General features: G+C 55.9%; 24 protein-coding genes. 12 read left to right on the top strand and 12 right to left on the bottom strand.

From position 1 onward, the window contains the following. Window positions 1-597 precede the first annotated feature (597 nt). Window positions 598-2094, top strand: a complete 1497-nt coding sequence (locus ACT3T6_RS15300) for a sodium:solute symporter family protein (protein WP_192528406.1) — start codon at window positions 598-600, stop codon at window positions 2092-2094. Between the two features lie 29 nt (window positions 2095-2123). Here the strand turns inward: ACT3T6_RS15300 and ACT3T6_RS15295 are convergent, their stop codons facing one another. Genes ACT3T6_RS15295 through ACT3T6_RS15280 form a run of 4 tightly spaced genes read right to left on the bottom strand, consistent with a single transcriptional unit; the run spans window position 2124 to window position 5643 of the window. Further along, complete coding sequence (locus ACT3T6_RS15295) at window positions 2124-3053, bottom strand: 5-oxoprolinase subunit C family protein (protein WP_193053361.1); 930 nt, start codon at window positions 3051-3053, stop codon at window positions 2124-2126. Next, the gene (gene pxpB, locus ACT3T6_RS15290) at window positions 3050-3754 is read right to left on the bottom strand and encodes a 5-oxoprolinase subunit PxpB (RefSeq protein WP_193053362.1); all 705 of its coding nucleotides are present in this window, start codon (window positions 3752-3754) and stop codon (window positions 3050-3052) included. Before pxpB ends, ACT3T6_RS15295 begins: the two co-directional genes overlap by 4 nt. After that, entirely contained in the window at window positions 3751-4503 is a 753-nt protein-coding gene (locus tag ACT3T6_RS15285) for a 5-oxoprolinase subunit PxpA (protein ID WP_193053363.1), read from the bottom strand. Before ACT3T6_RS15285 ends, pxpB begins: the two co-directional genes overlap by 4 nt. A 51-nt stretch (window positions 4504-4554) precedes the next feature. Beyond that, window positions 4555-5643 (bottom strand): HDOD domain-containing protein, encoded by a 1089-nt coding sequence (locus ACT3T6_RS15280; RefSeq protein WP_193053364.1) that lies wholly within the window; start codon window positions 5641-5643, stop codon window positions 4555-4557. A gap of 217 nt (window positions 5644-5860) precedes the next feature. On the opposite strand from ACT3T6_RS15280, the gene ACT3T6_RS15275 reads away from it, so the two are divergent. Beyond that, window positions 5861-6556, top strand: coding sequence for an HAD family hydrolase (locus ACT3T6_RS15275; RefSeq protein ID WP_193053365.1), 696 nt, complete (start codon window positions 5861-5863; stop codon window positions 6554-6556). A gap of 42 nt (window positions 6557-6598) precedes the next feature. Here the strand turns inward: ACT3T6_RS15275 and ACT3T6_RS15270 are convergent, their stop codons facing one another. Continuing rightward, a complete protein-coding gene (locus tag ACT3T6_RS15270) occupies window positions 6599-7345 on the bottom strand; it encodes a sulfite exporter TauE/SafE family protein (RefSeq protein WP_193053366.1) in 747 nt (248 codons plus the stop codon). A 90-nt stretch (window positions 7346-7435) separates the two neighbouring features. Beyond that, window positions 7436-8470, bottom strand: a complete 1035-nt coding sequence (locus tag ACT3T6_RS15265) for a LacI family DNA-binding transcriptional regulator (protein WP_193053367.1) — start codon at window positions 8468-8470, stop codon at window positions 7436-7438. A 181-nt stretch (window positions 8471-8651) separates the two neighbouring features. Here ACT3T6_RS15265 and ltnD point away from each other — a divergent pair, with 181 nt between their 5' ends. From ltnD to ACT3T6_RS15215, 10 genes are all read left to right on the top strand, one after another. Continuing rightward, complete coding sequence (gene ltnD / locus ACT3T6_RS15260; protein WP_193053368.1) at window positions 8652-9584, top strand: L-threonate dehydrogenase; 933 nt, start codon at window positions 8652-8654, stop codon at window positions 9582-9584. Between the two features lie 2 nt (window positions 9585-9586). After that, window positions 9587-10930: a 3-oxo-tetronate kinase gene (gene otnK, locus ACT3T6_RS15255; RefSeq protein WP_193053369.1), complete on the top strand. Its 1344-nt coding sequence runs from the start codon at window positions 9587-9589 to the stop codon at window positions 10928-10930. Further along, window positions 10927-11586, top strand: a complete 660-nt coding sequence (gene otnC / locus ACT3T6_RS15250) for a 3-oxo-tetronate 4-phosphate decarboxylase (RefSeq protein WP_193053370.1) — start codon at window positions 10927-10929, stop codon at window positions 11584-11586. Before otnK (ACT3T6_RS15255) ends, otnC (ACT3T6_RS15250) begins: the two co-directional genes overlap by 4 nt. A 38-nt stretch (window positions 11587-11624) precedes the next feature. Beyond that, window positions 11625-12419 carry a 2-oxo-tetronate isomerase gene (gene otnI / locus ACT3T6_RS15245; RefSeq protein ID WP_193053371.1) on the top strand — a complete coding sequence of 265 codons (795 nt, stop codon included), beginning with the start codon at window positions 11625-11627 and terminating at the stop codon, window positions 12417-12419. Window positions 12420-12482: 63 nt separating this feature from the next. After that, window positions 12483-13445: a D-erythronate dehydrogenase gene (denD, locus tag ACT3T6_RS15240; RefSeq protein WP_193053372.1), complete on the top strand. Its 963-nt coding sequence runs from the start codon at window positions 12483-12485 to the stop codon at window positions 13443-13445. 86 nt (window positions 13446-13531) lie between these two features. After that, on the top strand, window positions 13532-14533 hold the full coding sequence (locus ACT3T6_RS15235; RefSeq protein WP_193053373.1) for a TRAP transporter substrate-binding protein: 1002 nt from the start codon (window positions 13532-13534) through the stop codon (window positions 14531-14533). A 61-nt stretch (window positions 14534-14594) separates the two neighbouring features. Continuing rightward, complete coding sequence (locus ACT3T6_RS15230) at window positions 14595-15164, top strand: TRAP transporter small permease (RefSeq protein ID WP_193053374.1); 570 nt, start codon at window positions 14595-14597, stop codon at window positions 15162-15164. Continuing rightward, on the top strand, window positions 15161-16435 hold the full coding sequence (locus ACT3T6_RS15225; protein ID WP_192528268.1) for a TRAP transporter large permease: 1275 nt from the start codon (window positions 15161-15163) through the stop codon (window positions 16433-16435). The genes ACT3T6_RS15230 and ACT3T6_RS15225 overlap by 4 nt, the downstream gene beginning before the upstream one ends. Before the next feature lie 11 nt (window positions 16436-16446). Continuing rightward, window positions 16447-17907, top strand: a complete 1461-nt coding sequence (locus ACT3T6_RS15220; RefSeq protein WP_193053375.1) for an aldehyde dehydrogenase family protein — start codon at window positions 16447-16449, stop codon at window positions 17905-17907. A gap of 37 nt (window positions 17908-17944) precedes the next feature. Next, window positions 17945-18829, top strand: a complete 885-nt coding sequence (locus ACT3T6_RS15215; RefSeq protein WP_193053376.1) for an NAD(P)-dependent oxidoreductase — start codon at window positions 17945-17947, stop codon at window positions 18827-18829. 109 nt (window positions 18830-18938) lie between these two features. Here the strand turns inward: ACT3T6_RS15215 and otnC (ACT3T6_RS15210) are convergent, their stop codons facing one another. The 6 genes from otnC (ACT3T6_RS15210) to ACT3T6_RS15185 form a co-directional block, all read right to left on the bottom strand. Beyond that, window positions 18939-19586: a 3-oxo-tetronate 4-phosphate decarboxylase gene (gene otnC, locus ACT3T6_RS15210; RefSeq protein ID WP_193053377.1), complete on the bottom strand. Its 648-nt coding sequence runs from the start codon at window positions 19584-19586 to the stop codon at window positions 18939-18941. Further along, the gene (gene otnK / locus ACT3T6_RS15205; protein ID WP_193053378.1) at window positions 19583-20869 is read right to left on the bottom strand and encodes a 3-oxo-tetronate kinase; all 1287 of its coding nucleotides are present in this window, start codon (window positions 20867-20869) and stop codon (window positions 19583-19585) included. Before otnK (ACT3T6_RS15205) ends, otnC (ACT3T6_RS15210) begins: the two co-directional genes overlap by 4 nt. Before the next feature lie 22 nt (window positions 20870-20891). Next, window positions 20892-22379 (bottom strand): tripartite tricarboxylate transporter permease, encoded by a 1488-nt coding sequence (locus ACT3T6_RS15200; RefSeq protein WP_193053379.1) that lies wholly within the window; start codon window positions 22377-22379, stop codon window positions 20892-20894. Between the two features lie 40 nt (window positions 22380-22419). Continuing rightward, window positions 22420-22908, bottom strand: coding sequence for a tripartite tricarboxylate transporter TctB family protein (locus tag ACT3T6_RS15195; RefSeq protein ID WP_193053380.1), 489 nt, complete (start codon window positions 22906-22908; stop codon window positions 22420-22422). A gap of 102 nt (window positions 22909-23010) precedes the next feature. After that, window positions 23011-23976, bottom strand: coding sequence for a tripartite tricarboxylate transporter substrate binding protein (locus ACT3T6_RS15190; RefSeq protein ID WP_193053381.1), 966 nt, complete (start codon window positions 23974-23976; stop codon window positions 23011-23013). Between the two features lie 82 nt (window positions 23977-24058). Beyond that, complete coding sequence (locus ACT3T6_RS15185) at window positions 24059-25453, bottom strand: NAD(P)H-dependent oxidoreductase (RefSeq protein ID WP_193053382.1); 1395 nt, start codon at window positions 25451-25453, stop codon at window positions 24059-24061. Window positions 25454-25547: the final 94 nt, after the last annotated feature.

The following is a 25547-nucleotide window of genomic DNA, read 5'->3' as shown; positions in this document are numbered from 1 at the left end:
CCGGAAACTCCGAGGCCTGGGTCTGGACGCGTACCGTGCTTGGAAATCGGCGGGCAATGGGCGAGGGCCCTGGTGGAACGCCGGAGCCTCGCACATGAATGAGGCCCTGCCGAGAAAGTGGTTTTACGATCTGGGCCTGATCTCGATACTCGATACGGTAAGATGGCTCAAACGTTGTTCATGAACCGCCGTGGTACGGAACCGTATGCCCGGTGGTGTGAGAGGACAGGGGAGGCGACTCTCCTTCCTACTCGATGCCTGAGAAAGCATTAGTTATGCAATTAGTCTTCAGGAGACGTACACAAGATGCAGGCAAATCGCTACTCTGACAAACCCGGGCAGTGCGTTGGAGTGGCTTATAAACCATAGTGGCGCTGCATACGTCTTCTCCCAGCTTTGACAACCCAAGGTGAACCGTGAAACGAGGCAAGTGGATAGTGGCCGTTTGGCTAGTGGTACTGCTCAGTTGCGTAGTGCCCTACACCCTTCTAACAAATACCGCGGCCTGGTATGGCAGCTTTCTTTTCTGGGCGTGTGCTGGGCTCGTGGTGATTGCTCTCAATATCTTTATTACCCAAGATTTTAAGGAACACGATCGTGACTGAGGCGATGATCTGGGGGGCTATTGCCCTTTATCTACTGGTAGCGGTCGGGATTGCGGTTCTCTCGCGGCAGGGGGCTGCGAACAGTATGTCGGGCTATTTCCTGGGTAATCGGCAGATGAATGGGTTTGTCTCGGCGCTAAGCTACAGCGCAACCACGTATAGCGCCTTTATGATGGTGGGGCTGGCGGGGCTAACCTACGCCGGTGGTGTCGGTGCACTAGGCTTTGAAATTATCTATTTTGCGGGTGTTTCTTTGGTGGCTGTTTTCGGTCCGCGTTTTTGGGCTGTCGGCAAAAAATTTGGCTTTGTTACTCCCAGCGAAATGTTGGGGTATCGTTATCACAGTAAGCCTGTCGCCATGGCCGTTGCTATCACCAGCTGTATCTTTCTGATCCCTTACTCTGCTGTGCAGCTGGCCGGCGTGGGCTATCTGCTGGAAGGCATGACGGATGGCGCCATCACGTTTACCGCCGGGGTGGTCATGGCGACGTTAATCGCCGTTTTCTTTTCCTATATTGCGGGTATTCGTTCGGTGATGTGGACCGACTCGTTACAGGCGCTGATGATGATTGTCGCCTCAACGCTGGTCGCATTGTTGGTAATCCAAGGGCTGGGCGGTTTCAGCGGCCTGTTTGGCACGCTTGAGGCGGAGCATCCTGCGGCCCTCACCGTTCCTGGCACGGGGCTTTTTAGCCTGGTGACCTTTTTGGGGCTGAGTATTCCCTGGTTCTTTTTTAGCCTTTCCAACCCGCAGGTCAGCCAGCGTCTGTTTATGCCTGCGTCGTTGCGCGCCATGCGCCAAATGCTGATTGGCTTTTTGGTGTTTGGCTTTCTCTATACGCTGGTGTCCGTGCTGTGGGGATTCTCGGCACTGGCAGCGTTTCCTGATCTTGCGCGGGCTGATCTCGCTACACCCACACTGCTGGCTTCTGACTTTGTCCCCCCCGTGTTGGGAGTGATCGTGATGGTGGGCATTATGGCGGCAGCGGTCTCAACGATTGATTCCATCATGTTAACCCTCGCCGCCATGTTTTCTCGGGATGTTTACGCCAACGCCAAACCCGGCGTAAATGAAAAGCGCCAACTGCTGGTGGGCAAGATCGTTGTGCCGGTTATTGCTCTGCTGGCGCTTGGGTTTGCTGAGCTGCAGCTGGATTTAATTGCGGTACTCTCCGTGGCAGCTTCGTCAGGGTTGGTCGCCATGGTGCCCGCGATTATCGGCGCTTTTTACTGGAAGCGAGGCACCGCGGCGGGGGCGTTGGCAAGTATCGTGGGGACCAGCGTTTTTGTGCTGTTAATGTACGCCACGGGTAATTCGCTGCTGGGGTTGCCGGCCGGTATTTGGGGCATCGTGGTCGCGGCAGCGCTTTTTGTGGGCGTAAGCTTCATCACCACCCCTCATGCCGCCTCAAGGGATGCTTTTTTGGCGGCAATCACAGAAGTGCTGGAGCGCAATAAGCGTGTGAAGGTTGACGCATCCTCGGCGTAAAAGTATCTGCCCAGGTATAAGCCCGGTGATTAACGCCATTCTGCCAACTGCTGGCGATGGCTCACCTGAGCCTGGGTAGCGCTAACCGGCTGTAGCCACACCTCGGTGCCGGGCAGGCACTGGGAGAGCAGGGCACAGGCGCTGGGGGTAATCGCGCCCATGCGTGGGTAGCCTCCAATGGTCTGGCGATCATTCATCAAAATAATTGGCTGGCCATCGGGCGGCACCTGTACAGCTCCCAGCGGGATGCCTTCTGAGATCACGCCGCTTACTTTACTTTCAAGCGCTTGCCCTGTAAGTCGAATGCCCATCCGGTCAGCGCGCTGATCAACGTGCCATGGTTGATTAAATAATTGATAGAGGCTGCGGCCCGCAAAGAGGGCCGCCTGGGCACCTAATACCATTGGCAGCCAACAGCGACCGTTGGGGATCGGCAGTTGAGCGCTTGCTGGAAGTTGGCGTGGCGTCACGGACGCGCCCTGCCAATACAAGCGGTCATTGAGTTGTAAGGGTTTGCCATCCTCATAAAGCCCGCCAAGCTGCTCACGGGCCGTGCAGGCGCGGCTACCCAATACCACTGGCGCCTCAAGCCCACCGGGAAAGGCGAGGTAGGCACGCAGCCCGGCACGTGGCTGGCGAAACGTGAGTGCTTGCCCAGGACGTAGAGTGAAGGGCGCGTTAACCGCCAGCGGCTTATCATCAATACGCGCGTCAAGGTCGGCACCGGCCAACGCTAGGCACACGCTTGCGTCGGTTTCCAATGTCAGGTTGCCGCCCATCACAATCTCTAGCGCGGCGCTCTCAAGCGGATTGCCCAGCAGCCAATTGGCCCAGCGAAAGGAGATCCAGTCGGCGGCGCCGCTTTGGGTAACGCCCAGGTGGCCGACGCCGAAGCGCCCGGCATCCTGAATAAGCGCAAGGGGGCCTGCCTGCTTTACGGTGATGCTGGCCTGGCTCATGCGCGCTCCTCCAGCGGGGTTGTATCACCTCCGGCAGCTTCAAATTCGGCTTGAGAGATGGCCTTGAAGCGTACCTTATCGCCGGGTCGCAACAGCGGTTCGCCACGTTTTGCGTACTCAAAAAGCGGCACCGCCGTGCGGCCGAGAATATTCCAGCCGCCAGGCGAAAGCAGCGGGTAAATCGCCGTTTGGCGCTCGGCGATGCCTACGCTCCCAGCCGCCACCCGGCGTCGTGGGGTTTTCAGACGAGGGGTGGCCAGGTCTTCATCCACCAGCCCCATAAAGCCGTAACCCGGCGCAAAGCCAAGCGCAAAAACGCAGTAGTCGTGACCGCAATGGCGCGCAATCAACTGCTCAATACTTAACCCGGCGCCTTGGGCCACTGCCGGTAGTTCAGGCCCCACGCTTGCGTCGTACCACACCGGGATTTCATGCAGTTGACCCTGCTGTGTATCGGTAGGCTGAAGACCCTTGAGAGCTTCGCGGATTCGTGACGTTGCCTCGACAAACGTCATGCGTCGGCAGTCGTAGTGAACGAGCAGGGTCGTATAAGAAGGAATAAGATCAATCAGCGCAGCGCTAAAGGCGTGGCGCAGGGCAGTGTCCGCGGCCATGATCCAGCCCATATTGCGCTCATCAATCTCATCAAAAAGACGCACCGTGAGGGCATCCATGGCAGCGGTTTCAAGACGCAGTTTCACGCGGACTCCAACACCTTGAAAGCTTCACGGATCGCACGTACGGCAGCAATCGACTCGGCGTTATCACCATGAACACAGAGCGTGTCGCAGGGAAGTCGCAGCGATGAGCCGTCGCGGGCGGTCAGGGCGTCGCCCTTAGCAAGCGCTATGGCCTGGGCCACGATGGTCGATTGGTCGTGGTGAACAGCTCCCGCCAAGCGACGCGATGCCAAGTGGCCGTTGGGCTCATAGGCTCGGTCAGCAAAGGTCTCAAACCAGAGCGTGATGCCCATTTTAGCAGCCAGTTCGCGATGCGGCTCGGTATTGGTGGTGGCCATTACCATCAGCGGAAGGCTTGCATCAAACGCTCGCACGGCACGCATCGCGCCTTCCAGCAGCTCAAGGTTGGTAGCCATATCGTTATACATGGCGCCGTGCGGCTTGATATAGCTAAGTTCGGCACCTTCCGCGCGGCAAATACCGGCAAGCGCGCCCGCCTGATAAAGAATCATATCTTCGACTTCAGCCGCCGAGCAGGCCATGGAGCGTCTCCCAAAACCCATCAAGTCAGGATAGCCTGGGTGAGCGCCGATCTGTACCCCATGCTGAACAGCCAGTGCCACGGTACGACGCATGACGTGGGGGTCGGAGGCGTGGTAGCCACAGGCGATATTGGCGCAGTCAACAAAAGGCATGACCTCAGCGTCCAGCCCAAGTGTCCAGTTACCGAAGCTTTCGCCCATGTCGCAGTTGAGCGTGGGGACGGGCATAACCACTCCTGTTGTTATTAATACGCTTAGTTAGCAGCCAACCACCATTAGCTATTTTTTATGCTTGCGTACTAGCCCTGATCGCTTGGCATCAAGAGAAGCATCCCGTCGGATACGCTCTTTGGGACTGGTGTTGTCATTGGGGTAGCGCAATGAGATTAACGCTTGTTTCTGGGCTTCTAGTTGAGAGCCAAGCGTTAGCGTGTGCTGAAAGAGCAGTTGATGAGCTTCCGCCAACAGGGCCGTGCTATCGACCTCTATGGGCGTATTCATGTTCATCACATTGGCAATCAGGTTAGCCTGATGTTGAACATTATAAAGCACTTCGTCTAGCTGCAGCGTGTCGGCATAGCTAACGGTCTTGAGTTGATATAACAAGGCTGCCAGTTGAGACGCTGGATTATTAGATAGCCAGGCATCGGTAATGGGCCCTGACAAGCGAAGGCAAAGGAGTGCTTTATCACTGACTAAAAAGCTTTCATGGCTTTGGCGTATAGCCATTGCCGCGTGATTGGACATTCCCCATTTAGAGGCTAGCCAAGCGCCAACCAGTGTATGGTCGCAGCCAAAGCAGCGTTGCTCTGCTTGCGTTATTTCAGCATGTGATAAGGAAGTATCGGTATAGAGCCTGTCGGCTTCTTCAGGGTAGGCTGCCTGTAACGCTAATATGCCAATATCCTGTAGTAGCGCCTGTGTAAATACGCTGCCACTTTCGTCAGGACATAGCTGCTCAGCCAAATAGCGGGCTACCAGAGCAGCAGTGATGGTGCGTTGCCAAGCCTGATGACGATTAGGCGCTTCTTGAAACAAACTAAACCCTAATATAACGGGCAGCGTTGCGTTTATACCAAGACGCTGCATGGCTTCAATACAGGTTTGAATAGGTGGCGCTGAACGCGTGTAATAGGCGCTATTCGCGAGCGCAATGAGGCGCAGTGTTAACGCTGGATCGTGTTCAATCGCTTTGGCGTAATCACTCAAGGTTGAACTTGATGAACGGGCTATATCAAGTACCTTAAGCGCTACAGACGGTAGCGTTGGTAGGCTCTTGCACTGTAAAAGTGATTGGCTCAAAAACGCTGGCAGTTCATCAGTCAGTGTTATGTAGAGCGTATCGACTGATACTAAAGGGCCCGTCATGGGATAATCTCCTTGTGTGTTGTCAGCGTAGCGGGCAGCGGCTGTCAGTACTTTCGTTAATCATATACCCCGTAGGCGTCGACGTCTTCCATGCTGATGCAATGAACAGCGCTTGTACAGCGGGTGAGTACCAACGAACGGTTTGCGGTTGTCATCTTTTTGTCATGATCCGTGGCATACCCTACGCGCCGTCAATCCGCGACGATAGGAGTGCTTTATGCGGCTGGCCTTGTTTGACCTTGATGATACTCTCTTGGATGGGGATTGCAGCGACCGCTGGAATTTATGGATGTTCGAGCAGGGTTGGATCAGCAACGCCGAGACCTTTCTCGCCCGGGCTGAGCAGATGCAGCAGGCTTATCATGCGGGTCAATTAAAGCTGGAAGAGTACCTGACGATGACGCTGGCGCCACTTAAGAACAGGCTCGTTACTGACGTCGAAAAAGAAGTAGAGCGTTTTGTTGCGACGCATATCCAGCCGCGTATATTCGCTCAAGCCTTAGCCTGCCTGGCTGCTCATCGTCAGGCGGGCGATACGTTAGTGCTGATTTCTGCCTCATCGCACCACTTGGTCGCGCCCATTGCCAACATGCTGGGAATTGCCCACGTGCTGGCGGTGGATCTAAGTATTGATAAAGAGGCAGAAGAAGCGCGTTATACCGGTGAGAGTGAGGGCATTTTCTCTTACCGCGGCGGTAAAGTGCTGCGCTTACAGCAGTGGCTAACGGAGCACCAGATTACCCCCAGTCACACCATGTTCTACTCGGACTCCCGCAACGACTTACCGCTTCTGCAATATGTCGATTGCCCCGTGGTGGTTAATCCCGATCCTGTACTGGCTGAGGTCGCGAGCCTTGAAGGGTGGCAGAGGCTTGATTGGCGAACCTGGCCGCTACCAGGTTATCAGTTGTAAAGATACCCTACGCAGATAATTGTATGGGGAGATGTTTATCTTTTAAGGCGCCAACGCCTGCCAAATCAGATTAACACCCACCAGAAACATGGCCAGTATAACCAGGCGATAAAACCACTGCTCATTAACCCGGCTTTGTAGCCAAAGGCCGCTGCGCACGCCTACCCAAGCGACCGGCACCAGGAGTAGCGATGCCCAAGCACTGGTCATATTGATTTCACCAAGCCACAGGTACGGGCCCAGTTTAATCACGTTAACCGCTGTAAAGGTGATAACGCAGGTGGCGATAAAGGTCTCTTTAGGCAGTTTTCGTGGCAGTAGGTAAAGATTGAGTGGTGGGGCGCCTGCATGGGCAATAAAGCTTGTGAAGCCACACACGCTGGCGGCAGGCAGCGCCCAATGCGTTGAGATAGGCTTGGCGGCCAATGGCTTTAACAGCATATACGCAGCAAACACCACTGAGATCGCACCCAATACCAGGCGAACGCCCTGTTCGCTCAGGCTGCCAAAGAGCAGTGTGCCCACCGCAACACCGACGAAGAGCCCTGGCAAAAATCGCCATACTTCGGCCATGTCATGCTTGCCCCACCATGCTTTCACTGCCAATACGTCCATTACCAGCAGTAGCGGCAGCAATAGGCCTGCGGCCTGCGTGGGACTAATCACCAGTGCCATCAGCGGCACCGAAAGCGTGCCAAAACCACCGGCAAAGCCGCCTTTTGAGACGCCCGTCAGATACACCGAAAATCCGATCAATAGCCAAGCGATAATGGAGTAGTCCGGCAGCATGGCAATTCCTAAAAAGCCCGAAGTTGAAACGCCTAGCGGGAAAAAACGCGTGGGCGGGGCTTGGAGTTAGCGAAAATGTTTTGCGGTCTCTTATGTACTTTCACCGATTTGAAGCGTGAAGCCTACATCGTGTTGTCGGCGATAAACATGTTTACCGCGAAGTCTGCGAATGAGCTCCTGTGCGGCCAGACGGCCCATGTCTTCGCGTGGGGAGAGAATGGTAGTGAGTTTCGGCGTGATATGTTGACCTAACGGTAAGCCGTTGAAGCCTGCAATGGCAATATCATCTGGCACACGAAGACCTTGGCGTTGGGCGGCCAGCAGGGCGCCCGCGGCTAGGTCATCATTGGCAAAGTGAATGGCTTGGGTTTGCGGATATTGTTTCAAAACCTGCGCTAACCCTTCCGCGCCCGCCTGCAGGCTGCCCAAAGTGTCCAGTTCTAACAAGGGGACCTCAAGCCCCTTTGCCTTCAGAACTTCTTTATGCCCCCGGTAGCGCATCCCTGCCCGATAATCGTGAGAGAGCCGCGCGCCAACATACACGATTCTCTGATAGCCTCTGTCGATAAGATGGTTCGCCATACAGCGCCCGGCAGCCGTATGGTCAAGGCCTATGTTTAGGTCCATCCCTTTACCGAGCTCCATCACTTCCATAATCGGATGGCCCCAGTTAGCTAATAGCGTCCGACACGCATCGTTATGGCGTAGCCCGGCGGTGACCAAAGCCGAACATGACCAGCCTAAAAACGTACGCACCAGTTGATACTCACGGTCCAGATCGTAATCAGTATTGCCGAGCAGGATCTGATACCCCTGCGCTTCTAGTGTTTCCTGCAGACCTTTTATGACTTCCACAAACACGCTGTTGATCAGCGATGGCACGATGATGGCAATCAGCCGGGAACGGGAAGATGCCAGGCTACCCGCTACCAGGTTGGGCACATAGCCCAGACGCTCTACGCTTTCCAAAACGCTTTGGCGGGTACTGTCGCTCACCTTGTCGGGGTGGTTCAGTGCCCGCGATGCCGTAATCGGGGAAACCCCTGCGGCCTGCGCCACCTGACTGAGCGTGATTTGATCGGAGCGACGGCGTGACTTGTTAGCGGCCGAGAGGTCTTTAGACATTAGTCACACGTCCTTGATGTTCAACTTGTCGATACGCTGAGAGTAATCTAGAAGTAATGGTAGCGCTATCATGACAGCGCTACCATTTTCCTTGTCATGATAGGCAATAAGAGAAGACCCAAGGAAAAAATAAGGCATCGCAACGCTAGTAACCCACACAACAACAGCGAGGTGTCGGCTGGTGAGTCAACACGATAAGCAAGCACTTCAAGTAGGCGTTATTGGCTTGGGTGCAATGGGGATGGGCACCGCTACTGCCTTACACCATCAGGGATTTAACGTGACTGGATATGATATTGCCGCTGGGTCACGCGATGCCTTTGTAGCGGCAGGGGGCAAGAGTGTGGCAACCCCAATGGAGCTTGCTCACTGTCATATTGTACTGGTAGTGGTCGTCAACGGTAGTCAGGTTGAGCAAGTGCTGTTTGGTGAGCAGGGCGCAGTTGGGTATCTAGCGCCAGGCAGCCTGATCATACAGTGCGCCACGGTGGCGCCCAGTCAGGCGAAACAGCTTGGTGAGCGCGTGGCGGCAGAGGGATTGATGATGTTGGACGCGCCGATTAGCGGCGGTGCTGCAAAAGCCAAAAGCGGTGAGTTATCGGTCATGGCATCGGGCGACGCAGAGGCATTTAGCTACGCAAGTGACGTGCTTGATGGCATGGCTGCCAAGGTTTATCGCCTTGGCGATGATCCCGGCGTGGGGTCCAGTATGAAGCTGGTCAATCAACTGTTGGCAGGCGTACATATCGCGACGGCCGCTGAAGCCATGGCGTTGGGTATCCGGATGGGGCTTGACCCCGAGGTTATCTTTGAGGTGATTACCCACTCGGCGGGCAACTCCTGGATGTTCGAGAATCGTGTGCCCCATATTCTCAAAGGTGACTACACGCCGCTTTCAGCGGTGGATATCTTTATTAAAGACCTCAATATCGTGCACCAGACCGGGCGCGAGCTTTCGATGGCAACGCCGGTTGCTGCCAGCGCGTTGCAGCAGTTCACCTCGGCCAGTGAGGCAGGCTTTGGTCGAGAAGATGATTCTGCGGTTATCAAAGTCTACCAGCGGCTATCAGGCATTACGTTGCCTGAAGCGGCTAACGATGCTCAGGAAACCTAATCATGAGCACAGAGCAGAGCATAGCCCTTGAAAAGACAGCCCTTGGAAACATAGCCCTTGGAAGCATAGTCCTTGGAGCTATCGCCGACGACTTTACCGGGGCAACCGATCTTGCTAATAACTTGGTGCGCGGTGGCATGCGCTGCCTGCAGGTGATCGGCGTGCCGCAGGAGACGATTGATCTCCAGGACGTTGATGCGGTGGTGATAGCTTTGAAATCGCGCTCCTGCCCGGTTGATGAAGCCATCACGGATTCTCTCACGGCTCTTGAGTGGCTGCGTGGGCAGGGTGCTCGACAGCTATTCTTTAAATATTGCTCTACTTTCGATTCTACGGATAAAGGCAATATCGGGCCCGTGGCCGATGCGCTACTGGATCGCCTGGACGCCTCTCAAACGGTGATGGTACCGGCATTTCCGGTCAACGGGCGTACGGTTTATCAGGGCCACCTGTTTGTGGGGGATCGCCTGCTTAACGATAGCGGTATGCAGCATCATCCACTCAACCCGATGCAGGACGCTGACCTGGTTCGAGTCCTATCTCGTCAAACAGCCTGCCCGGTAGGCTTGCTCGGTCACTCGGTAATAGCCAAAGGCGCCGGCGCCGCTTTTGACCACTTATCCGCACTTGCCGAGCAGGGCACTCGCCATGTGATTTGCGACACGCTTGATGAGCAGAATCTGGATATATTGGCAGAAGCTACCGTGCTGATGCCGTTGGTGACCGGTGGCTCCGGCTTGGGGCAGGCTTTACCCGCCCAGTACCGTGCCCAAGGCTGGCTCAAGCCCATTACGGAACCGGGGCGTTTACAGCCTGCATCAGGCAGCGTGTTGGTGCTGTCCGGGAGCTGTTCTACAGCAACCTTGGCACAAGTAGCCGATTTTCTGGCTTGCCATCCTAACAGCGGTTTTGCGCTAGACCCTTTGTCGCTTGCCGAAAGTGGCCGACAGTTGGAGCAGGCGCTGGTCTTTGCGCGACAGCGGCTATCAGAACAGACCCCGGTATTGATTTACGCCTCGGCGGATCAAGAGAAAGTCAGCGCTGCCCAGCAAGCATTGGGTGTTGCGCGTGCGGGGGCGCTGGTCGAAGAGGCACTGAGCCAATTGGCGGTAACGCTGGTTAACGAAGGCGTTGGTCAGTTGCTGGTCGCCGGGGGCGAAACCTCAGGGGCCGTGGTCTCGGCGCTGGGAATTTCCACCCTACGTATTGGCGAGCAGATTGATCCCGGCGTGCCCTGGACCCAGGCTCCGCTGGAAGGTCGTGAAGCGCCGCTCTCGCTGGCGCTGAAGTCGGGCAACTTTGGCGGTGTCGATTTCTTTACCCGAGCCTTTGAGGTGTTGGCATGAGCGTCCACTTACGCCACCATCATCAAAACAGCCTGCGCGAGCAGATCAGCACGCTTGGCAAGTCGCTGTTTGATCGCGGCCTGACCATGGGGTCCAGCGGCAACATTAGCGTGCGCCTGGATGATGGTGGCTGGCTGATGACGCCCACCAACGCCTGCCTAGGGCGACTGGACCCGGCGCGAATCGCCCATCTGGATGATAACGGCCAGCTGCTTGGCGGTGATAAACCTACTAAAGAACAGTTCCTGCATATGGCGATGTATGCAGAGCGTCCTCAGTCGGGCGCTATTGTACACCTTCACTCTACTCACTCGGTGGCGGTCTCGTGTTTGCCGGACGTAAACCCCTGCGACTGCATTCCGTCGCTCACCGCCTACTATGTTATGCGGGTGGGCAAACTGCCGCTTGTGCCCTATCACATCCCCGGTGACCCAAAACTGGGCGAAGCGGTACGGGGCCTAGCGGGTAAACACAGCGCTGTACTGCTTGCCAACCACGGCCCGGTAGTGGCAGGCAAGAATCTGGAAGCGGCGGTGTACGCCACCGAAGAGCTTGAAGAGACGGCCAAACTGTTTCTGCTACTGCGCGGCGAAAATCCACGGGGGCTAACGCCTGAACAGGTCGCGGAGCTTGAGGCGCGGTTTCCTCGGGATTAGCCCGCATTGCGATAAAAATAAAGAGGCACCGATACATCATGATTCGATTAGCCGCCAACCTCAGTATGCTATTTAACGAGCACGATTTTATGGACCGCTTTTCAGCGGCGGCTGATGCGGGGTTTAAAGGGGTCGAATACCTGTTTCCCTACGCCTATAGCATTGCAGAGCTACGTCAGGCGCTTGACGAAACACAGTTGGAACAAGTGTTGTTTAACTTGCCGCCGGGTGATTGGGAAAAAGGTGAAAGAGGGCTTGCCAGCCTGCCTGGGCGCGAAGCCGAGTTTCGTGATTCGGTTATCGAGGCGCTACGTTATGCCGAGACGCTCAACTGCCCACACGTTCACGCCATGGCGGGATTACTACCTGAGGATGCCGATGCGACGACCCTGGCCGATCATCAGGCTACTTACCTACGTAACCTGCACTACGCTGCTACTGAGGCCGCCAAACTGGGCAAGGGCATATTGATCGAGCCCATCAATACCCGTGATATGCCCCATTACTTCTTGTCGGGACAAGCGCAAGCCATGGCGGTATTGAAAGCGCTGGGGGCGAGCAATCTGAAGCTACAGTTTGATCTCTACCACTGTCAGATCATGGAGGGGGACCTTATTCGCCATCTTGAGCGACAGTTCAGCGCTATCGGTCATGTTCAAGTGGCGGGAGTGCCGGAACGGCACGAACCCGATGTTGGCGAGATCAACTATCCGGCACTATTTGCCAGGCTTGAAGCGCTGGGCTATAGCGGTTGGGTTGGCTGCGAATACAGGCCGGCCGGCGATACGCGCCAAGGTCTGGGCTGGGGGCGACATTATGGGCTTCACTCATGATCGAGTAGCCAAAACATGGTCTCAAACGCTAACAACCTACAATAAAGCGAGGACACCTTAATCATGCATATCTTAATCACGGGCGCCGCTGGGTTTTTGGGACAGCGTCTTTTACATCGACTGATTAGCCGCAAAGAGCTGTGCGGTCAGCCGATCACCCACTTAACGCTGGTCGATCAAACCCAGGCTGCCGTACCCGACGCGCCTGATATAACGATCCGCAACGATGCTGTGGATATTACTGCTCCAGATGCGCTGGGCAGTGCGCTTGATCGAAAGCCCGATGTCATCTTCCACTTGGCTGCGGTCGTAAGCTCCGCGGCTGAGGCTGATCTGGACCTAGGCATGGCGGTCAATTTTGATGCTACTCGCGCCTTGCTGGAAGGTTGCCGTGCCCGGCAGTTGAATAAGACACGCTTAGTCATGGCAAGCTCCGTGGCGGCTTACGGCGGGGATCTGCCTGATGTGCTGGATGACATGACGGCTTCGCAGCCGCAAACATCCTATGGCACGCAAAAAGCAATGTGTGAGCTTCTCATCAACGACTACAGCCGACGCGGCCTGATTGACGGCAGGGTACTGCGTTTGCCGACCATTGTGATTCGTCCTGGGCGGCCGAATGCCGCGGCGTCGAGCTTTGCGTCCAGCATTTTGCGCGAGCCCTTAAACGGGGAGGAGGCCATTTGTCCCGTACCGTTGGATCGGGCGCTTTTCGTTATGTCGCCGGATAAGGTGATCGAAGCGTTGATACATGGCGCCGAAGTGCAGGAAGAAGCGTTGGGTAAGTTTCGCGCATTTATACTGCCGGGCATCACGACCGATGTTTCCGAAATGCTCGAGGCGCTGCGCGAAGTGGCGGGTGCTGAAGCGGTGGCACGTGTGCGTCATGAGCCAGACCCGCGTATCGAACCCTTGGTGGCAAGCTGGCCCGCGCGCTTTGAGACCACTAAAGCGAACCGGCTGGGTTTTGTTGGCGACCGAGATTTTAAACAGATTATCGATGCCTATGTGGCAGAGCATCGCTAATGGATCTTCGCCTGCCTGGCGGGCGAGCAATAAGGGGTTACTACTCCCCATCGTTCTTACCAATAAATATAATTAGGAGTATCACCATGACCACTCGTTTCGCTCGGCGTACGCTTGCGACCGCTATTGGCACCGCTACCACGCTGGCCCTGGCCGGCTTGGCATTTCAGGCTCAGGCCGCTACAGAGGTAAGCGTTGGCTACGCTATTTCCAGCGACTCCCACTATGGCGCTGGTTCCCGCGCCTTTAAAGAGACGCTTGAAAGCCTTTCTGATGGTGCTTTTACCGTGACGGATCATCCCAGTGGTTCGCTTGGCGGAGAGCGGGCCATGATTGAAGGGCTGCAGATCGGCACCGTCGATATAGTGATCACCTCTTCCGGACCCTTGGGCAACTTTGTCCCCGAGACCTATGTTCTTGATCTACCGTTTTTGTTCACCAGTTACGAACAAGCCCGCTGCGTACTTGACGGAGAGATCGGTCAGGAACTGCTCGATAAGATGGGCGACCACGACCTGGTCGGCCTCTCCTGGTCGGAAAACGGTTTCCGCCATATCACCAACAGCCAAAAAGCCATTGAAAAGCCAGAAGACGTTAGCGGCTTAAAAATTCGCACCATGGAGAACCGTATTCACCAGCAGGCCTTTGAAGGGCTAGGGGCCAGCCCGACGCCCATGGCCATGCCGGAGCTGTTTACCGCCCTGCAGCAGGGTACGGTGGACGGTCAGGAAAACCCCATTACGGTGATTGTGGCCGCGAACCTCTATGAGGTGCAGGACCAGCTATCGCTAACCGGCCACGTCTATTCGCCTGCCATTGTGCTCGGCTCACCGGTGCTAATTGATGGGCTGAGCGAGGAGGAGCGTGAATGGTTTAATGAGGCCGCTCAAGCTGCTACCGAAGCTACCCGCGCTGAGGTTTCACGTTTGGAAGAGGAGGGCGTGGCTTTCCTGCAAGAGCAGGGTATGACGGTCACGGATAATATTGATCCAGCACCGTTCCAGGAGGCAGTAGAGGCCGTTCATGCTGACTTTATTGAGCAATATGGCGAGGAGATGCTAGAGCGCATTCGTAACAGTAGCTGCTGAACCCATCCCGTGGCGCCCTCTGGGCGCCACTTGCCCATAACCTGACGGGGTGAGGTGATTTATGGTGTCCTGGTTTCTGCGTGTCGAACATGTGTTGACTCGGTTAGCGCTGGCGATCGCTATTTTGATGTTGATCGTTTCAGTGTCGTTGGGATTCTATCAAGTGCTTACACGATTTCTCTTCAATGCGCCCTCGACGTGGTCGGAGACGTTGTCACGGGCGACGATGATCTGGTGTGTGTTTATGGCCTCTGCCGCCACGTTCCGCGGCGGCTTTATGATGGCCGTAGAGGTTATCTACAAGCTCGTGCCCAAGCCCACCCTGCTGGCGCTTGAATGGTTTATCGGTCTGTGCTGTCTTCTGGTGCTCTCTGTATTGGTATTCTACGGCGTCCAAATGACCCAGCGGGTTAGCAATCAGACGCTGTCCGCACTCGAGGTCTCGATGTCCTGGGCATATGCGGCTATTCCAGTGGGCAGTGCCTTTGCGATGCTGGCCGTTATTGCGCGGCTGCTGGCCCAAAGTTGCGGTCTTGAAACTTTAGGGCCAATGCATGATGAGACAGTCGAGCAAGAGGCTGCAGCAACGTCCGGCATGCCGCCTGCTACCCCGAGTGAGCCGCGCTTATGAACTTAGCCATTGGTCTTTCTCTGTTGATTTTGTTCGCCACCGGCGTGCCGATCGCAATCTCCATTCTGCTGGCATCGATCATCGGCATTGAGTTTTTTTCGCGCTTTCCCTTGATGATGGTGCCTCAACAGCTGTTTGTAGGGCTGGATAACTTCCCGCTGATGGCGATTCCTTTTTTCATCTTGGCGGGCAACCTGATGGCGGCCGGTGGTATCTCTAGCCGACTGGTTGATCTGGCCAAGTCAATCGTGGGTGGCGTTCAGGGCGGGTTGGCGATGACCTGCGTACTGACCTGCATGATGTTTGCGGCAGTATCAGGCTCCAGTGTGGCGACGACCTTTGCTATCGGTGCGATTCTTATTCCAGCAATGGTCAAGCACGGCTATCCCAAACCCTTGGCTGCCTCCATCCAGGCTTCATCGGCAGAGCTGGGGGTGCTGATTCCGCCCTCTATTCCCTTGATTCTATTTGGGGTAAGTACCAATACCTCGATTGGCCAGCTGTTCATTGCAGGCATTGGTCCGGGGTTATTGGTTGGTGGTGCGCTGCTGGTCTTTGTTTATATTTTCTGCAAGCTGCGCGGTTTTGGTCTTCAAGATCGCAATGACCGCACTCGCTTTACGACGGCCTTCCAGCGCGCCTGGGCGGCGATGCTGATGCCGGTGGTGGTCATCGGCGGCATCTATGGCGGGATTTTTACGCCCACTGAAGCCTCGGCGGTGGCGGTGTTTTATGCCTTGGTGGTCGGTGCTTGCTACCGCGAGCTTAAGCTGGTCGACCTAATCCCCGTACTGCGTCAAAGCGTTGTGTCTACCGCTGCGGTGATGCTGATTATCTCAGCGGCCGCTCTGTTTAGTTTCCTGATTAGCCGTTCCGGCCTTCCCGCCCAAGTCGCCGCTGGAGTCACGGCGATGTTCGAAAGCCCCTGGGCTTTTTTGCTGGCCGTCAACGCCCTGCTGCTTGTGGTGGGGATGTTTATCGAGACCGGCGCGGCGATCCTGGTACTGGCACCGATCCTTACGCCGATCGCCATGCAGTTTGGCGTTCATCCGGTACATTTCGGACTGATCATGGTGGTTAATTTGGCCCTGGGAATGATTACTCCGCCGCTGGGCGTAAACCTGTTTGCCGCGTGTGCAGTGGCGAAGATTTCCATTGATCAGATGCTGCCCTGGCTGGTGCGATTTGTGCTGGTGGTGCTGACGTGTCTGATGGCAATTACCTATATGCCCTGGATTTCGATGGGGCTGGTTAACCTGCTGTATGGCTAAGGAGTATGTTGATGATTGATTTGCCCGAATTTCCACCCCAGGCGGCGCTAATAGGCAATATCTGGGTTGATACCGGCGCGACGCTACCCGTAGAGGCGCCCGCTCGTGGCGAAGTCGTCACGCATATCGCCCGCTGCACGCCGGAGCATGTCGATGATGCCGTCGCCACAGCGCGGCGCGCCTTTTCAGGTGAGCTGGGAGAGTGGGCGCAGTGGAGTGCCCGCCAACGCAGCGCCTGGCTATTTGACTTTGCTGATGCCATCGAGGCCAACCATGAGCATTTATCGGCTTTAGAATGCCTGGACACTGGAAAGCCCTTAACCCAAGCGCGCGCGGATATTAAAGCCTGCGCGCATTACTTTCGCTTTTACGGCGGTGGCGCCGATAAATTACATGGCGAGACCCTACCTTATGAAGAGGGCTACACCGTCATGACGTTGCGTGAGCCGTATGGTGTTTGCGCGCAGATTATTCCCTGGAATTACCCGTCACAGATATTTGGCCGCTGCGTGGCAGCCGCCTTGGCTGTTGGCAATACTATCGTTCTTAAGCCTGCCGAAGATGCCTGTTTGAGCGTCTTGAGCTTGGCAAAGCTGGCGATAGCCTGCGGTCTGCCAGCCGGAGTGCTCAATGTGGTGCCGGGACTTGGGCGTGAAGCTGGTGCTGCCCTGGCCGCGCATCCGGGGATTGATCATCTCTCATTCACTGGTTCTCCTGAGACCGGCACCCATGTAACCCAGGCGGCGGCAAAGCATCACGTGCCCGTCACGCTAGAGCTGGGTGGCAAGTCGCCGCAGATTGTCTTTGCAGATGCCGATCTAGATGCGGCTTTCGACGCAGTGGTGCGTGGGATTATCCAGAATGCCGGGCAAACCTGCTCGGCGGGAAGCCGCCTGTTGATACAGCGCGATATATCGAAAGCGTTTACGGATCGTCTGATAGAGCGCTTCTCGGCGCTACAGTGTGCATCGGGCGAGGAAGATGCCGACTGCGGCCCGCTGATTAATGCCCGTCAAAAATTGCAGCTCGATAAGCGGCTAGCCATGGCCGAAGCGGACGGTATTCGAGTTGCGGCAAGAGGGCAGCTCGCTAAAAACGCCTCACCAGCTGGTCATTTTGTCGTCCCGCATTTGCTTACCGATATTCCCGATAATCATGACGTGCTGCGCGAAGAGCTGTTTGGCCCCGTGCTGGCCGTGCAGATATTCGATGATGAAGCACAAGCGCTGCGCTTGGCCAATGCAACCGACTTCGGACTATGTGCCGGTGTCTGGACGCGCGACGGTGGCCGCCAATTACGCTTGGCGAGAGGCATTCGTAGCGGCCAGGTATTTATCAATAACTACGGTGCGGGCGGCGGCATTGAACTGCCTTTCGGCGGTGTCGGGCGCTCCGGGCACGGGCGGGAAAAAGGCTTCGAGGGGCTGCGCAGCTATACCCGGATAAAAACGGTCGCCATTCGCCATGGCTAGAACACAATCATAACTACATTAGGCTAGGAGCTTATTCATGAATCAATCCGTTCGTACAGAGCATCGCATCGGTATGGTGGGTGTGGGGTTAATGGGCCACGGCATTGCCAAGAACATTCTCAATGCGGGGTATTCCCTGGCCTTTCTGGACCACCCTGGCAATCAGCCCGTAGACGATCTACTGGCGGCAGGCGCCGTGCCGTGCTCAAGCGCGCGGGAAGTGGCCGAAAAAGCCGACGTGGTATTGCTGTGCGTAACGGGTTCGCCCCAAGTAGAGGCCGTGCTGTTTGAGCCGGATGGCGTGCTGGAGGGGCTCGCCCAGGGCTCCATCGTGGTGGACTGCTCTACCTCGTTGCCAAGCTCCACGGCTAAGGTTGCCGCCAGGGTAGACGAAGCGGGTGGCCACCTGGTCGATGCGGCGATGACACGCACGCCCAAGGAAGCTGAGGAGGGGCGGTTGAACCTTATCGTCGGTGCATCCGAGACGCTGTTTGAAGCGTTGCGCCCGCTACTCGAAAGTTTCGCTGAGGTCATTACCCACGCGGGAGGCGTAGGCTCAGGGCATACCCTTAAGCTACTGCATAACTACGTGTCGTTGGGCTTTTCAGCCGTATTGGCCGAGGCGACTGCGGCTTCCCGGCGGGCGGGTATCGATGACCACGCTTTTCTGGAGGTTTTGACCAAGGGCGGCGGGGGCGGCGTGGTGCTGGAACGGTTACGTCCCTTTATTGAATCAGGCGATGCTTCGGGGTTTCGCTTTAGCGTGGCGAACGCGCATAAAGATCTCGGCTACTACCACACCATGACCGATGCGCTTAATACGACAAGAGGCGTCGCCGGCGCGGTAGCGGCGCTGTACGCAGGCGTGGAGGATCAGACCATGGCGGTGCCGGAGTTGATTCGTTTGCTAGAGGAGCACTGAATCCTGACCACGGTGATGAATGGTGGATAGTAGTTATATGAGGAGTCATCGATAAGGGCAAAACTCAATGAGCTTTGCCCTTATGTTTCAAGTGCGGTGGCGGAATGCTTTAGTCCCTTGGAAACCGGGCTTCCAATTCAGCAACCTGTTCAGGCGTCAGCACACGCGGGTTTTCGCCGCGCAACAGCAGAAACAGCTTGGCCGTTTCTTCGAGCTCTTCGGTGGCATACACCGCCGCTTCAAGGTTTTTACCGGCGACAACCGGGCCGTGGTTGGCGAGTAGCACGGCGCTGTGCTTGCCTGCTAGGCCGCGTACCGCTTCGCCCAGCTGTTGGTCGCCCGGGATGTGGTAAGGCACCAGGGGAAGCTTGCCTACGCGCATGGCGTAATAGGCGGTGAGCGGCGGAATGCAGTCGCAAGGGTTGATACCCGGCAGGCAGGAAACCGCCACCGAATGCGTAGAGTGCAGGTGGACGATGGCGCCTGACTGAGGGCGCTCATCGTACATCGCCATATGCAGAAACTGCTCTTTGGTGGGCTTATCACCGCTGATTAGCTGGCCTTGGGTATCCAGGTGCGAGATGCGTGCAGGGTCCAGACGCCCAAGGCAAGCGTTGGTAGGCGTCATCAGCCAGCCGCCGTCATCCAGGCGCACGCTGATATTGCCACTGGAGCCCATGGTCAGGCCACGATCGAACAGCGATTTCCCCAGCGTGCTGATCTGTTCACGCAGGCAGTTCTGGTCGTGAGTACTCATGCCAATACCTCAAACGCGCGTGTGAAGAAATCCACACTGCCAAAGTTGCCCGACTTGAGTGCCAGAGAAAGTGGGGCCTCGCGGTTGGCAAGTGCCGCCTGTGTCCAGGGCACGCCGGGATCGATCTGCTCGCCGATACGTAGCGCGGAAATGCCCAGGGCAGACACCACCGCACCTGAAGTTTCGCCACCGGCAACTACCAGTCGGCCAACGCCTTCATTGACCAGAGTAACGGCAAGCTGGCTTAACGCTTTTTCGACGATGAGGCCGGCCTTATCGACGCCCAGTTCCACCTGAGCAGCCTTGACCTTTTCAGGATCAGCGGAGGCATAGATCAAGGCAGGTGCATCTTGTTCAAGACGCTCGAACGCGAAGGCCAGGGCTTGTTCCCATTGTGTGTCGTCTTTCGCCAGAGCCTGCGGGTCAAGCGCAAAACCAGCGCCAGGATGGCGTTCGAGGAAATCAGCAACCTGGGCAAGCGTTGCCCGTGAGCAGCTGCCAGACAGTGCCAGCATGTTACCCGAGGCGGGTTGAAGACGCCCGGGCTCGGCTATCTCGGCAAGCCAACCCTGTTTGCGGTACTGGGCAGGCAGGGCTTGGCCTAGCCCCGAACCGCCGGTTACCAAGGGCATCGTTACCGTTGCCTCCGCCAAGACGTCCAGATCGCTGTCATCGACGGTATCACAAATCACGTGGCGTACGTTTTTAGCCGCCAGAGCGTCAAAGTGTTGGCGAGTGGCTTCGGCCCCTTTGGCTAGCGTGGTGCGGCTGGCCAAGCCAACGGAGTGGGAAGTCTGGCGCGAAAGCACGCGTACAAGATCCGCATCGGTCATGGGCGTCAGCGGGTGGTGCTGCATGCCGCTATCGTTAAGCAGGCGATCGCCAACGAACAGATGCCCTTGATATACCGTCCGGCCATTAATCGGAAATGCCGGGACCATCACGGTTTGCGAGACGCCGAGTCGATCAAGTAGTGCATCGGCAACTGGGCCGATGTTGCCCTTATCGGTTGAATCAAAGGTCGAGCAGTATTTAAAAAATATCTGCCGGGCACTCTGTTCACGTAACCAGTCAAGTGCTGCCAGTGAATCGCTAGTGGCCTCTTCAACCGGGCAGGAGCGCGATTTAAGCGCCACTATCACGGCATCCACGTTGCTTAAATCGGGCGAGGTGGTCGGCACGCCAATCACTTGAACGCAGCGCATGCCGCCGCGTACCAGGTTATTGGCAAGGTCAGTGGCGCCGGTGAAATCGTCGGCGATAGCGCCCAGTACGATGGTCATAGCATTCTCCAGGATACGGGCTTCAGGTAGTGGCCTTGCGACGTGCGCGTTTGATCAGCGGCGTAATCAGCGTGACGGCCAGCAAAAGGAAAGCAATACTCAGTAGCGTGGCGCTAATAGGACGCTCAATAAAGATGCTGAAGTCGCCTTGTGACATGGATAGCGCACGGCGCAGCTCGCTTTCTGCGATAGGGCCCAATACCAGTCCCAAAATGATGGATACCAGAGGGAAGTTGATCTTCTCAAGCAGATAGCCCAGTACGCCAAAGCCCATCATCAACCATACATCAAACATGGAGTTGCGCACCGAATAGGTACCCACGATGCAGCACATGATAATAATGGGGCCGAGTGCGGAATAAGGTACATTCAGCAGCTTGGTAAACAGCACGATGAACGGCTTTGAGAAAAGCAGAATCATGAAATTGACGATAAATAGCCCGGCAAACACCGCATAGATCAAGTCACTGCTAGTCAGCATAAACATTGGTCCAGGCTGCAGGCCGTGCATGATAAACGCGCCCAAAATAACGGCCGTAGTGCCGCTACCCGGAATACCCAATGCAAAAAGCGGTACCAGTGCACCCATGGCCGCTGCGTTATTGGCAGACTCAGGGGCGGCAATACCTTCCGGCGCACCCTTGCCAAATTTCTCGGGATGCTTGGACCAGCGGACCGTTTCGCTATAACTCACCATCGCCGCGGTGCTGGCCCCGATACCCGGTAGGATACCGATGACGACCCCGATAATAGATGAACGCGACAGGGTCATGCCGATCTGGCGCAGGATAGGAAGATCGAAAATCTTGACCTTCACCTTTTTCAAGGGCTGATGGCTTTCATGGTCCAGTGTACGTTTCATGACTTCTGAAACGGCAAACAGACCCACAATGACCGGAATCAAGCCCACGCCTTCGGTCAGATTAAGATTGCCAAAGGTAAAGCGGCTGGTGCCGGTGAGCGGGTCAATACCAATGGTCGCAATGAATAGGCCTAGCGCCGCACCAATCAAGCCAAATATGAGACGACCGCCTAGTGAAGCCACCACTGTTAAACCGAGTACCGCCAAGGCAAAGTACTCAGGAGATGAAAACTTCAAGGCCATCTTGGCAAGCATGGGCGTGAATATAATAAGTGCTACGGTACCCACAAGCCCGCCGATAGCCGAGCTTAAAACGCCGATGCCCAAGGCTTTGCCTGCCTCTCCACGCTGAGTCATGGGATAGCCATCAAACGCCGTCATTACCGCTTCAGGCGTGCCTGGGGCACGGTATAGAATGGCCGTAATCAAACCTGAAAAGACCGTTGCGCCATAGATGGCGGTCAGCACCATAAAGGCTGTGGTCGGCTCCATGCCATAAGTAACTGGCAGCAGGATAACCACTAGAATAACGCCGCTAACGCCGGGCAGTGCACCACCGATAAAGCCGATAAACACGGCAGAGGTTAAGAGCAGTAGATTGAGTGGCTGCATCACCACGGCTAACCCGGCCAAAAAATGTTCTAGCATGGTCGACTCCCTGGAAGGTTGGGTCTGTTATGGATCAGCCTTACGGCATGGGAATGCCAAGCAGCGACACGAAAACGCCCTGCATCAGTACAGCGGCAAGAACTAACGTAATGGCAATGTTCGTCCACGAACGGGCGCCCAGCAACAGCGTACCGATAAACGTAAATATCAGGCTGGCGATTAAAAAGCCGATGCTTTGTATCAATAGCGTGTAGGTGATAGCCGCTGCTATAAACCACCAATGGCGGGTGCGGCCAAGGGAGAAGCATGATGAGATTGGTGCCGTTTCAGTTGGGGGGGGCGAAGCCGCTTGGGGGTCGCTGACCAGTGCCTGTTTGCTGTCACGCCACGTAATGGCGAGCAGGGCAATTCCCAGCGCAAAAAGAACGATCAGCAGGGTCAGCGGCCAAACGCGAGGGCCGATAAACGTGGACACCTGCGCAGAGCTTGGGAATTGCAGCGTGGGATAAAGACTCACCATCGCGAGTGACACGACCCCAAGCGCAAAAAGAGTGATCCTAGCGTGCATGGTAAACCTTGATGGGGATAGTGGAAGCACGGCCCCGCGAGGCCGATCTTTCAGATGGATATAGGAGGGGACATGCCCTTCCACCAACCAGTAGCTACTGGTTTAGTCGTTTTGCAGCAAACGCGAGTAAAGCTCGTAGTTGCTCTCAAGCCGCTGACGATACTCGTCGCTACTCATCCAGCCTTCACGGTAATCAAGGTTTACGCGCTCTGCGTAGCTTTGGTACTCCTCAGAGTCATATACGTCTTTAAAGGCATTTTCCAGACGCTTCATGATCGGCGCAGGCGTATCAGCATGCACAAATATGGCGCGATCGTTACCGTCTGTCAGGTCCCAGTCGTTTTCAACCGTGGTCGGCACATCTGGGTAGTCTTCAAGGCGTTCATCGCTGAAGACCAAAATTGGCATCATCTGGCCGGCTTCGATGTAGCTTAATAGCGGGCTTAGCGAGGTGGTGGTCGCATCAATATTACCGCCCAGCACGTTGGCAGTGGCGTTGCCGGTGCTGTCGTAAGGGATAAAATTTATGTCTAGCCCGGACGCATCACGCAGCGACAGGAAAGCTACATGATCTGGGCTTGCCGTATGGGTGCCCCCAACGGTGACTTTACCGGGGTTTTCCTCAGCGTATTTCATGAAAGAATCAAAATCAGGAAAACGCTCAGGATTAACAAAAAGCGCCATTACGTCAGACTGCATACGCGCAACCGGCGTTAACTGGTCCAGACCCACGGGGTTTTGGCCCGCCGCAAGTGAGGTCACAAGCGTAGTGGACGCAAAGTCTAGAGTGTGGCCATCAGCCTCGCTCGTGGCGGCACGCTGATGGGCTAAAGCGCCGGACGCGGCTGGCAGGTTAACCACTGTAATACTCGCGCCGCCAATGGCTTCTTCAAACATCGGGCGAACGACCCGAGCAAAGTTATCAGTACCACCGCCAGCACCTGCGGCTACCAGGAACTGGATTGGCTTGCTGGGGAAGTTGTCGGCATCGCTGGCGCTGGCGCTGGTAGCCGCGCCGAGCATGGCAAGACCTAAAGTGGCGTATTTAACATTATGTTTGATAAGCATAATTTTCTCCAAGGTGATTATTGTTGCTTTTAGGGTCCATCAATATGCGAAGTGGAGCACCTTAAAGGCGCTCTACCGTTAGTTACTGGCTGTCGCCTGCATAAAACAGCTTGTCCTGTTTAAGTCGCAGCTTATGTAGTCGAGAAGGTGGTAACGTGACATCGGCTAAAGTAATGGGTTGGTTAGGTGCGATATCGCGAATAACTTCGGCGCCTGGTAACAGATAAAAAGGGACTTTGGCGTCATCTGAAAGCGCCGCAGCGGGGTGAATCTCCGGACGCAGCCCTTCGATGTGCCGATGATGGCCCTTCATCTCGAGCCGCTGGCCCGCCTTGATCGCTTGGGTGGCGCGCGCAGTCAGGTCGAATTTAGGGGTGGTGGCATGGCCGCCACCGGACGTTAAGCCGTTGAGTACCACATCCAGCAGCGAGATGGGCGCTTCCAGGCCTAGCAAATGGCGTGGCAGATATACCATGGCGCTATTGCCGCTGCGGCTTAGTACGTGACCTTTATCGCGCAGCAGTGTCCAGACATGCGGGTCTTCACAGCGCACCACTACAAACACACCGCCAGCAAAGCTCAGCTCATCTGGGCGGCGCAGGCAGTTAAAGACTTCAAGGCGCTCATTACCTTTTAGAACACCGCCTTCTGCTTGGGTATCCAGAAGCGTGGGCACTTCTATGGTTCTGAGCACCATGGCATGAAATTCAGGCAGATCTGGCTGTAGGCCTGTAGCGTTGGCAACATTGACCATCTCACACAGGTCAGGCACGGAAATCTGCGGAATAGCTGACAAGGCCTCGCCGCGGGATTTGACTGTGGTGCGTGCATCGCTATCGTCAAGCTTCCAGAGGGCGGCAATTTCAGTGGCATCGTACTGGGTGCCATTACAGGTCACGGTGCCTTGCGCTTCATCCCAGATAAAGTCGTATTCGCTACTCTTGCCAGCAGAAATGATCTCAAACCCCAGCGTTTTGGCCCATGTGACAAGGCCAATCAGCAGGCTTGGCTGGTCGCCATCCAGCGGCGTGAAAAGGCGTCCTTGGTCTTCGGCCAGGCGAGTCAGGTAGGGTCCGACAACCGACTCGGTTTCCTTGGTGGCAATACCGACATGCTTACCCGCCAGTAAGGCCGCTTCTGCATAATGGGCGCCGACATCAGGAATGCCGGTAGACTCAACCAGAATATCGAACGGAAGTGCCGCGACCGTATCGAAAGAAGCTGTGGCAATGAAAAAGCCTTTCTGCCAAGCGTCTTCGGCATCGCTCGTAGAATGGCATACCATTATTTTTGTGCTGGGAAAACCCGCGTGGCGAAAGGCTTCAGCCGCCTTTTCAGGATTGATGTCGATCGCAATACGCGCTGACAATCCTGGCATCTGGCGGGCTTGACGCAATACGCCACGACCAAAATCACCAGCGCCCGCGATACAGACTTCAACTATTTTGGTCGTATGAAAGTGTTGTAAGTAATTCATAAATAATGGCATTCCATGTTTGGCAAAAGTATTTTTACAGTGGCCATGAACTTATAGATGCTTCTTTTTTCAACGTAGGCGTAATATATAGATG

It is taken from the genome of Halomonas sp. 72 (assembly GCF_052379785.1).
Lineage (GTDB): Bacteria > Pseudomonadota > Gammaproteobacteria > Pseudomonadales > Halomonadaceae > Vreelandella > Vreelandella citrativorans.
Note: the sequence above shows the minus strand (reverse complement) of the source record. Positions and strands in the feature narration are given on the sequence as shown.

Coding starts and splice junctions, on each gene's coding strand:
- ACT3T6_RS15295 (WP_193053361.1), bottom strand. CDS start 3,053: ATGAGCCAGGCCAGCATCACCGTAAAGCAGGCAGGCCCCCTTGCGCTT.
- ACT3T6_RS15285 (WP_193053363.1), bottom strand. CDS start 4,503: ATGCCCGTCCCCACGCTCAACTGCGACATGGGCGAAAGCTTCGGTAAC.
- ACT3T6_RS15280 (WP_193053364.1), bottom strand. CDS start 5,643: ATGACGGGCCCTTTAGTATCAGTCGATACGCTCTACATAACACTGACT.
- ACT3T6_RS15275 (WP_193053365.1), top strand. CDS start 5,861: ATGCGGCTGGCCTTGTTTGACCTTGATGATACTCTCTTGGATGGGGAT.
- ACT3T6_RS15270 (WP_193053366.1), bottom strand. CDS start 7,345: ATGCTGCCGGACTACTCCATTATCGCTTGGCTATTGATCGGATTTTCG.
- ACT3T6_RS15265 (WP_193053367.1), bottom strand. CDS start 8,470: ATGTCTAAAGACCTCTCGGCCGCTAACAAGTCACGCCGTCGCTCCGAT.
- otnK (WP_193053369.1), top strand. CDS start 9,587: ATGAGCACAGAGCAGAGCATAGCCCTTGAAAAGACAGCCCTTGGAAAC.
- otnC (WP_193053370.1), top strand. CDS start 10,927: ATGAGCGTCCACTTACGCCACCATCATCAAAACAGCCTGCGCGAGCAG.
- otnI (WP_193053371.1), top strand. CDS start 11,625: ATGATTCGATTAGCCGCCAACCTCAGTATGCTATTTAACGAGCACGAT.
- denD (WP_193053372.1), top strand. CDS start 12,483: ATGCATATCTTAATCACGGGCGCCGCTGGGTTTTTGGGACAGCGTCTT.
- ACT3T6_RS15235 (WP_193053373.1), top strand. CDS start 13,532: ATGACCACTCGTTTCGCTCGGCGTACGCTTGCGACCGCTATTGGCACC.
- ACT3T6_RS15230 (WP_193053374.1), top strand. CDS start 14,595: ATGGTGTCCTGGTTTCTGCGTGTCGAACATGTGTTGACTCGGTTAGCG.
- ACT3T6_RS15225 (WP_192528268.1), top strand. CDS start 15,161: ATGAACTTAGCCATTGGTCTTTCTCTGTTGATTTTGTTCGCCACCGGC.
- ACT3T6_RS15220 (WP_193053375.1), top strand. CDS start 16,447: ATGATTGATTTGCCCGAATTTCCACCCCAGGCGGCGCTAATAGGCAAT.
- ACT3T6_RS15215 (WP_193053376.1), top strand. CDS start 17,945: ATGAATCAATCCGTTCGTACAGAGCATCGCATCGGTATGGTGGGTGTG.
- otnC (WP_193053377.1), bottom strand. CDS start 19,586: ATGAGTACTCACGACCAGAACTGCCTGCGTGAACAGATCAGCACGCTG.
- otnK (WP_193053378.1), bottom strand. CDS start 20,869: ATGACCATCGTACTGGGCGCTATCGCCGACGATTTCACCGGCGCCACT.
- ACT3T6_RS15200 (WP_193053379.1), bottom strand. CDS start 22,379: ATGCTAGAACATTTTTTGGCCGGGTTAGCCGTGGTGATGCAGCCACTC.
- ACT3T6_RS15195 (WP_193053380.1), bottom strand. CDS start 22,908: ATGCACGCTAGGATCACTCTTTTTGCGCTTGGGGTCGTGTCACTCGCG.
- ACT3T6_RS15190 (WP_193053381.1), bottom strand. CDS start 23,976: ATGCTTATCAAACATAATGTTAAATACGCCACTTTAGGTCTTGCCATG.
- ACT3T6_RS15185 (WP_193053382.1), bottom strand. CDS start 25,453: ATGAATTACTTACAACACTTTCATACGACCAAAATAGTTGAAGTCTGT.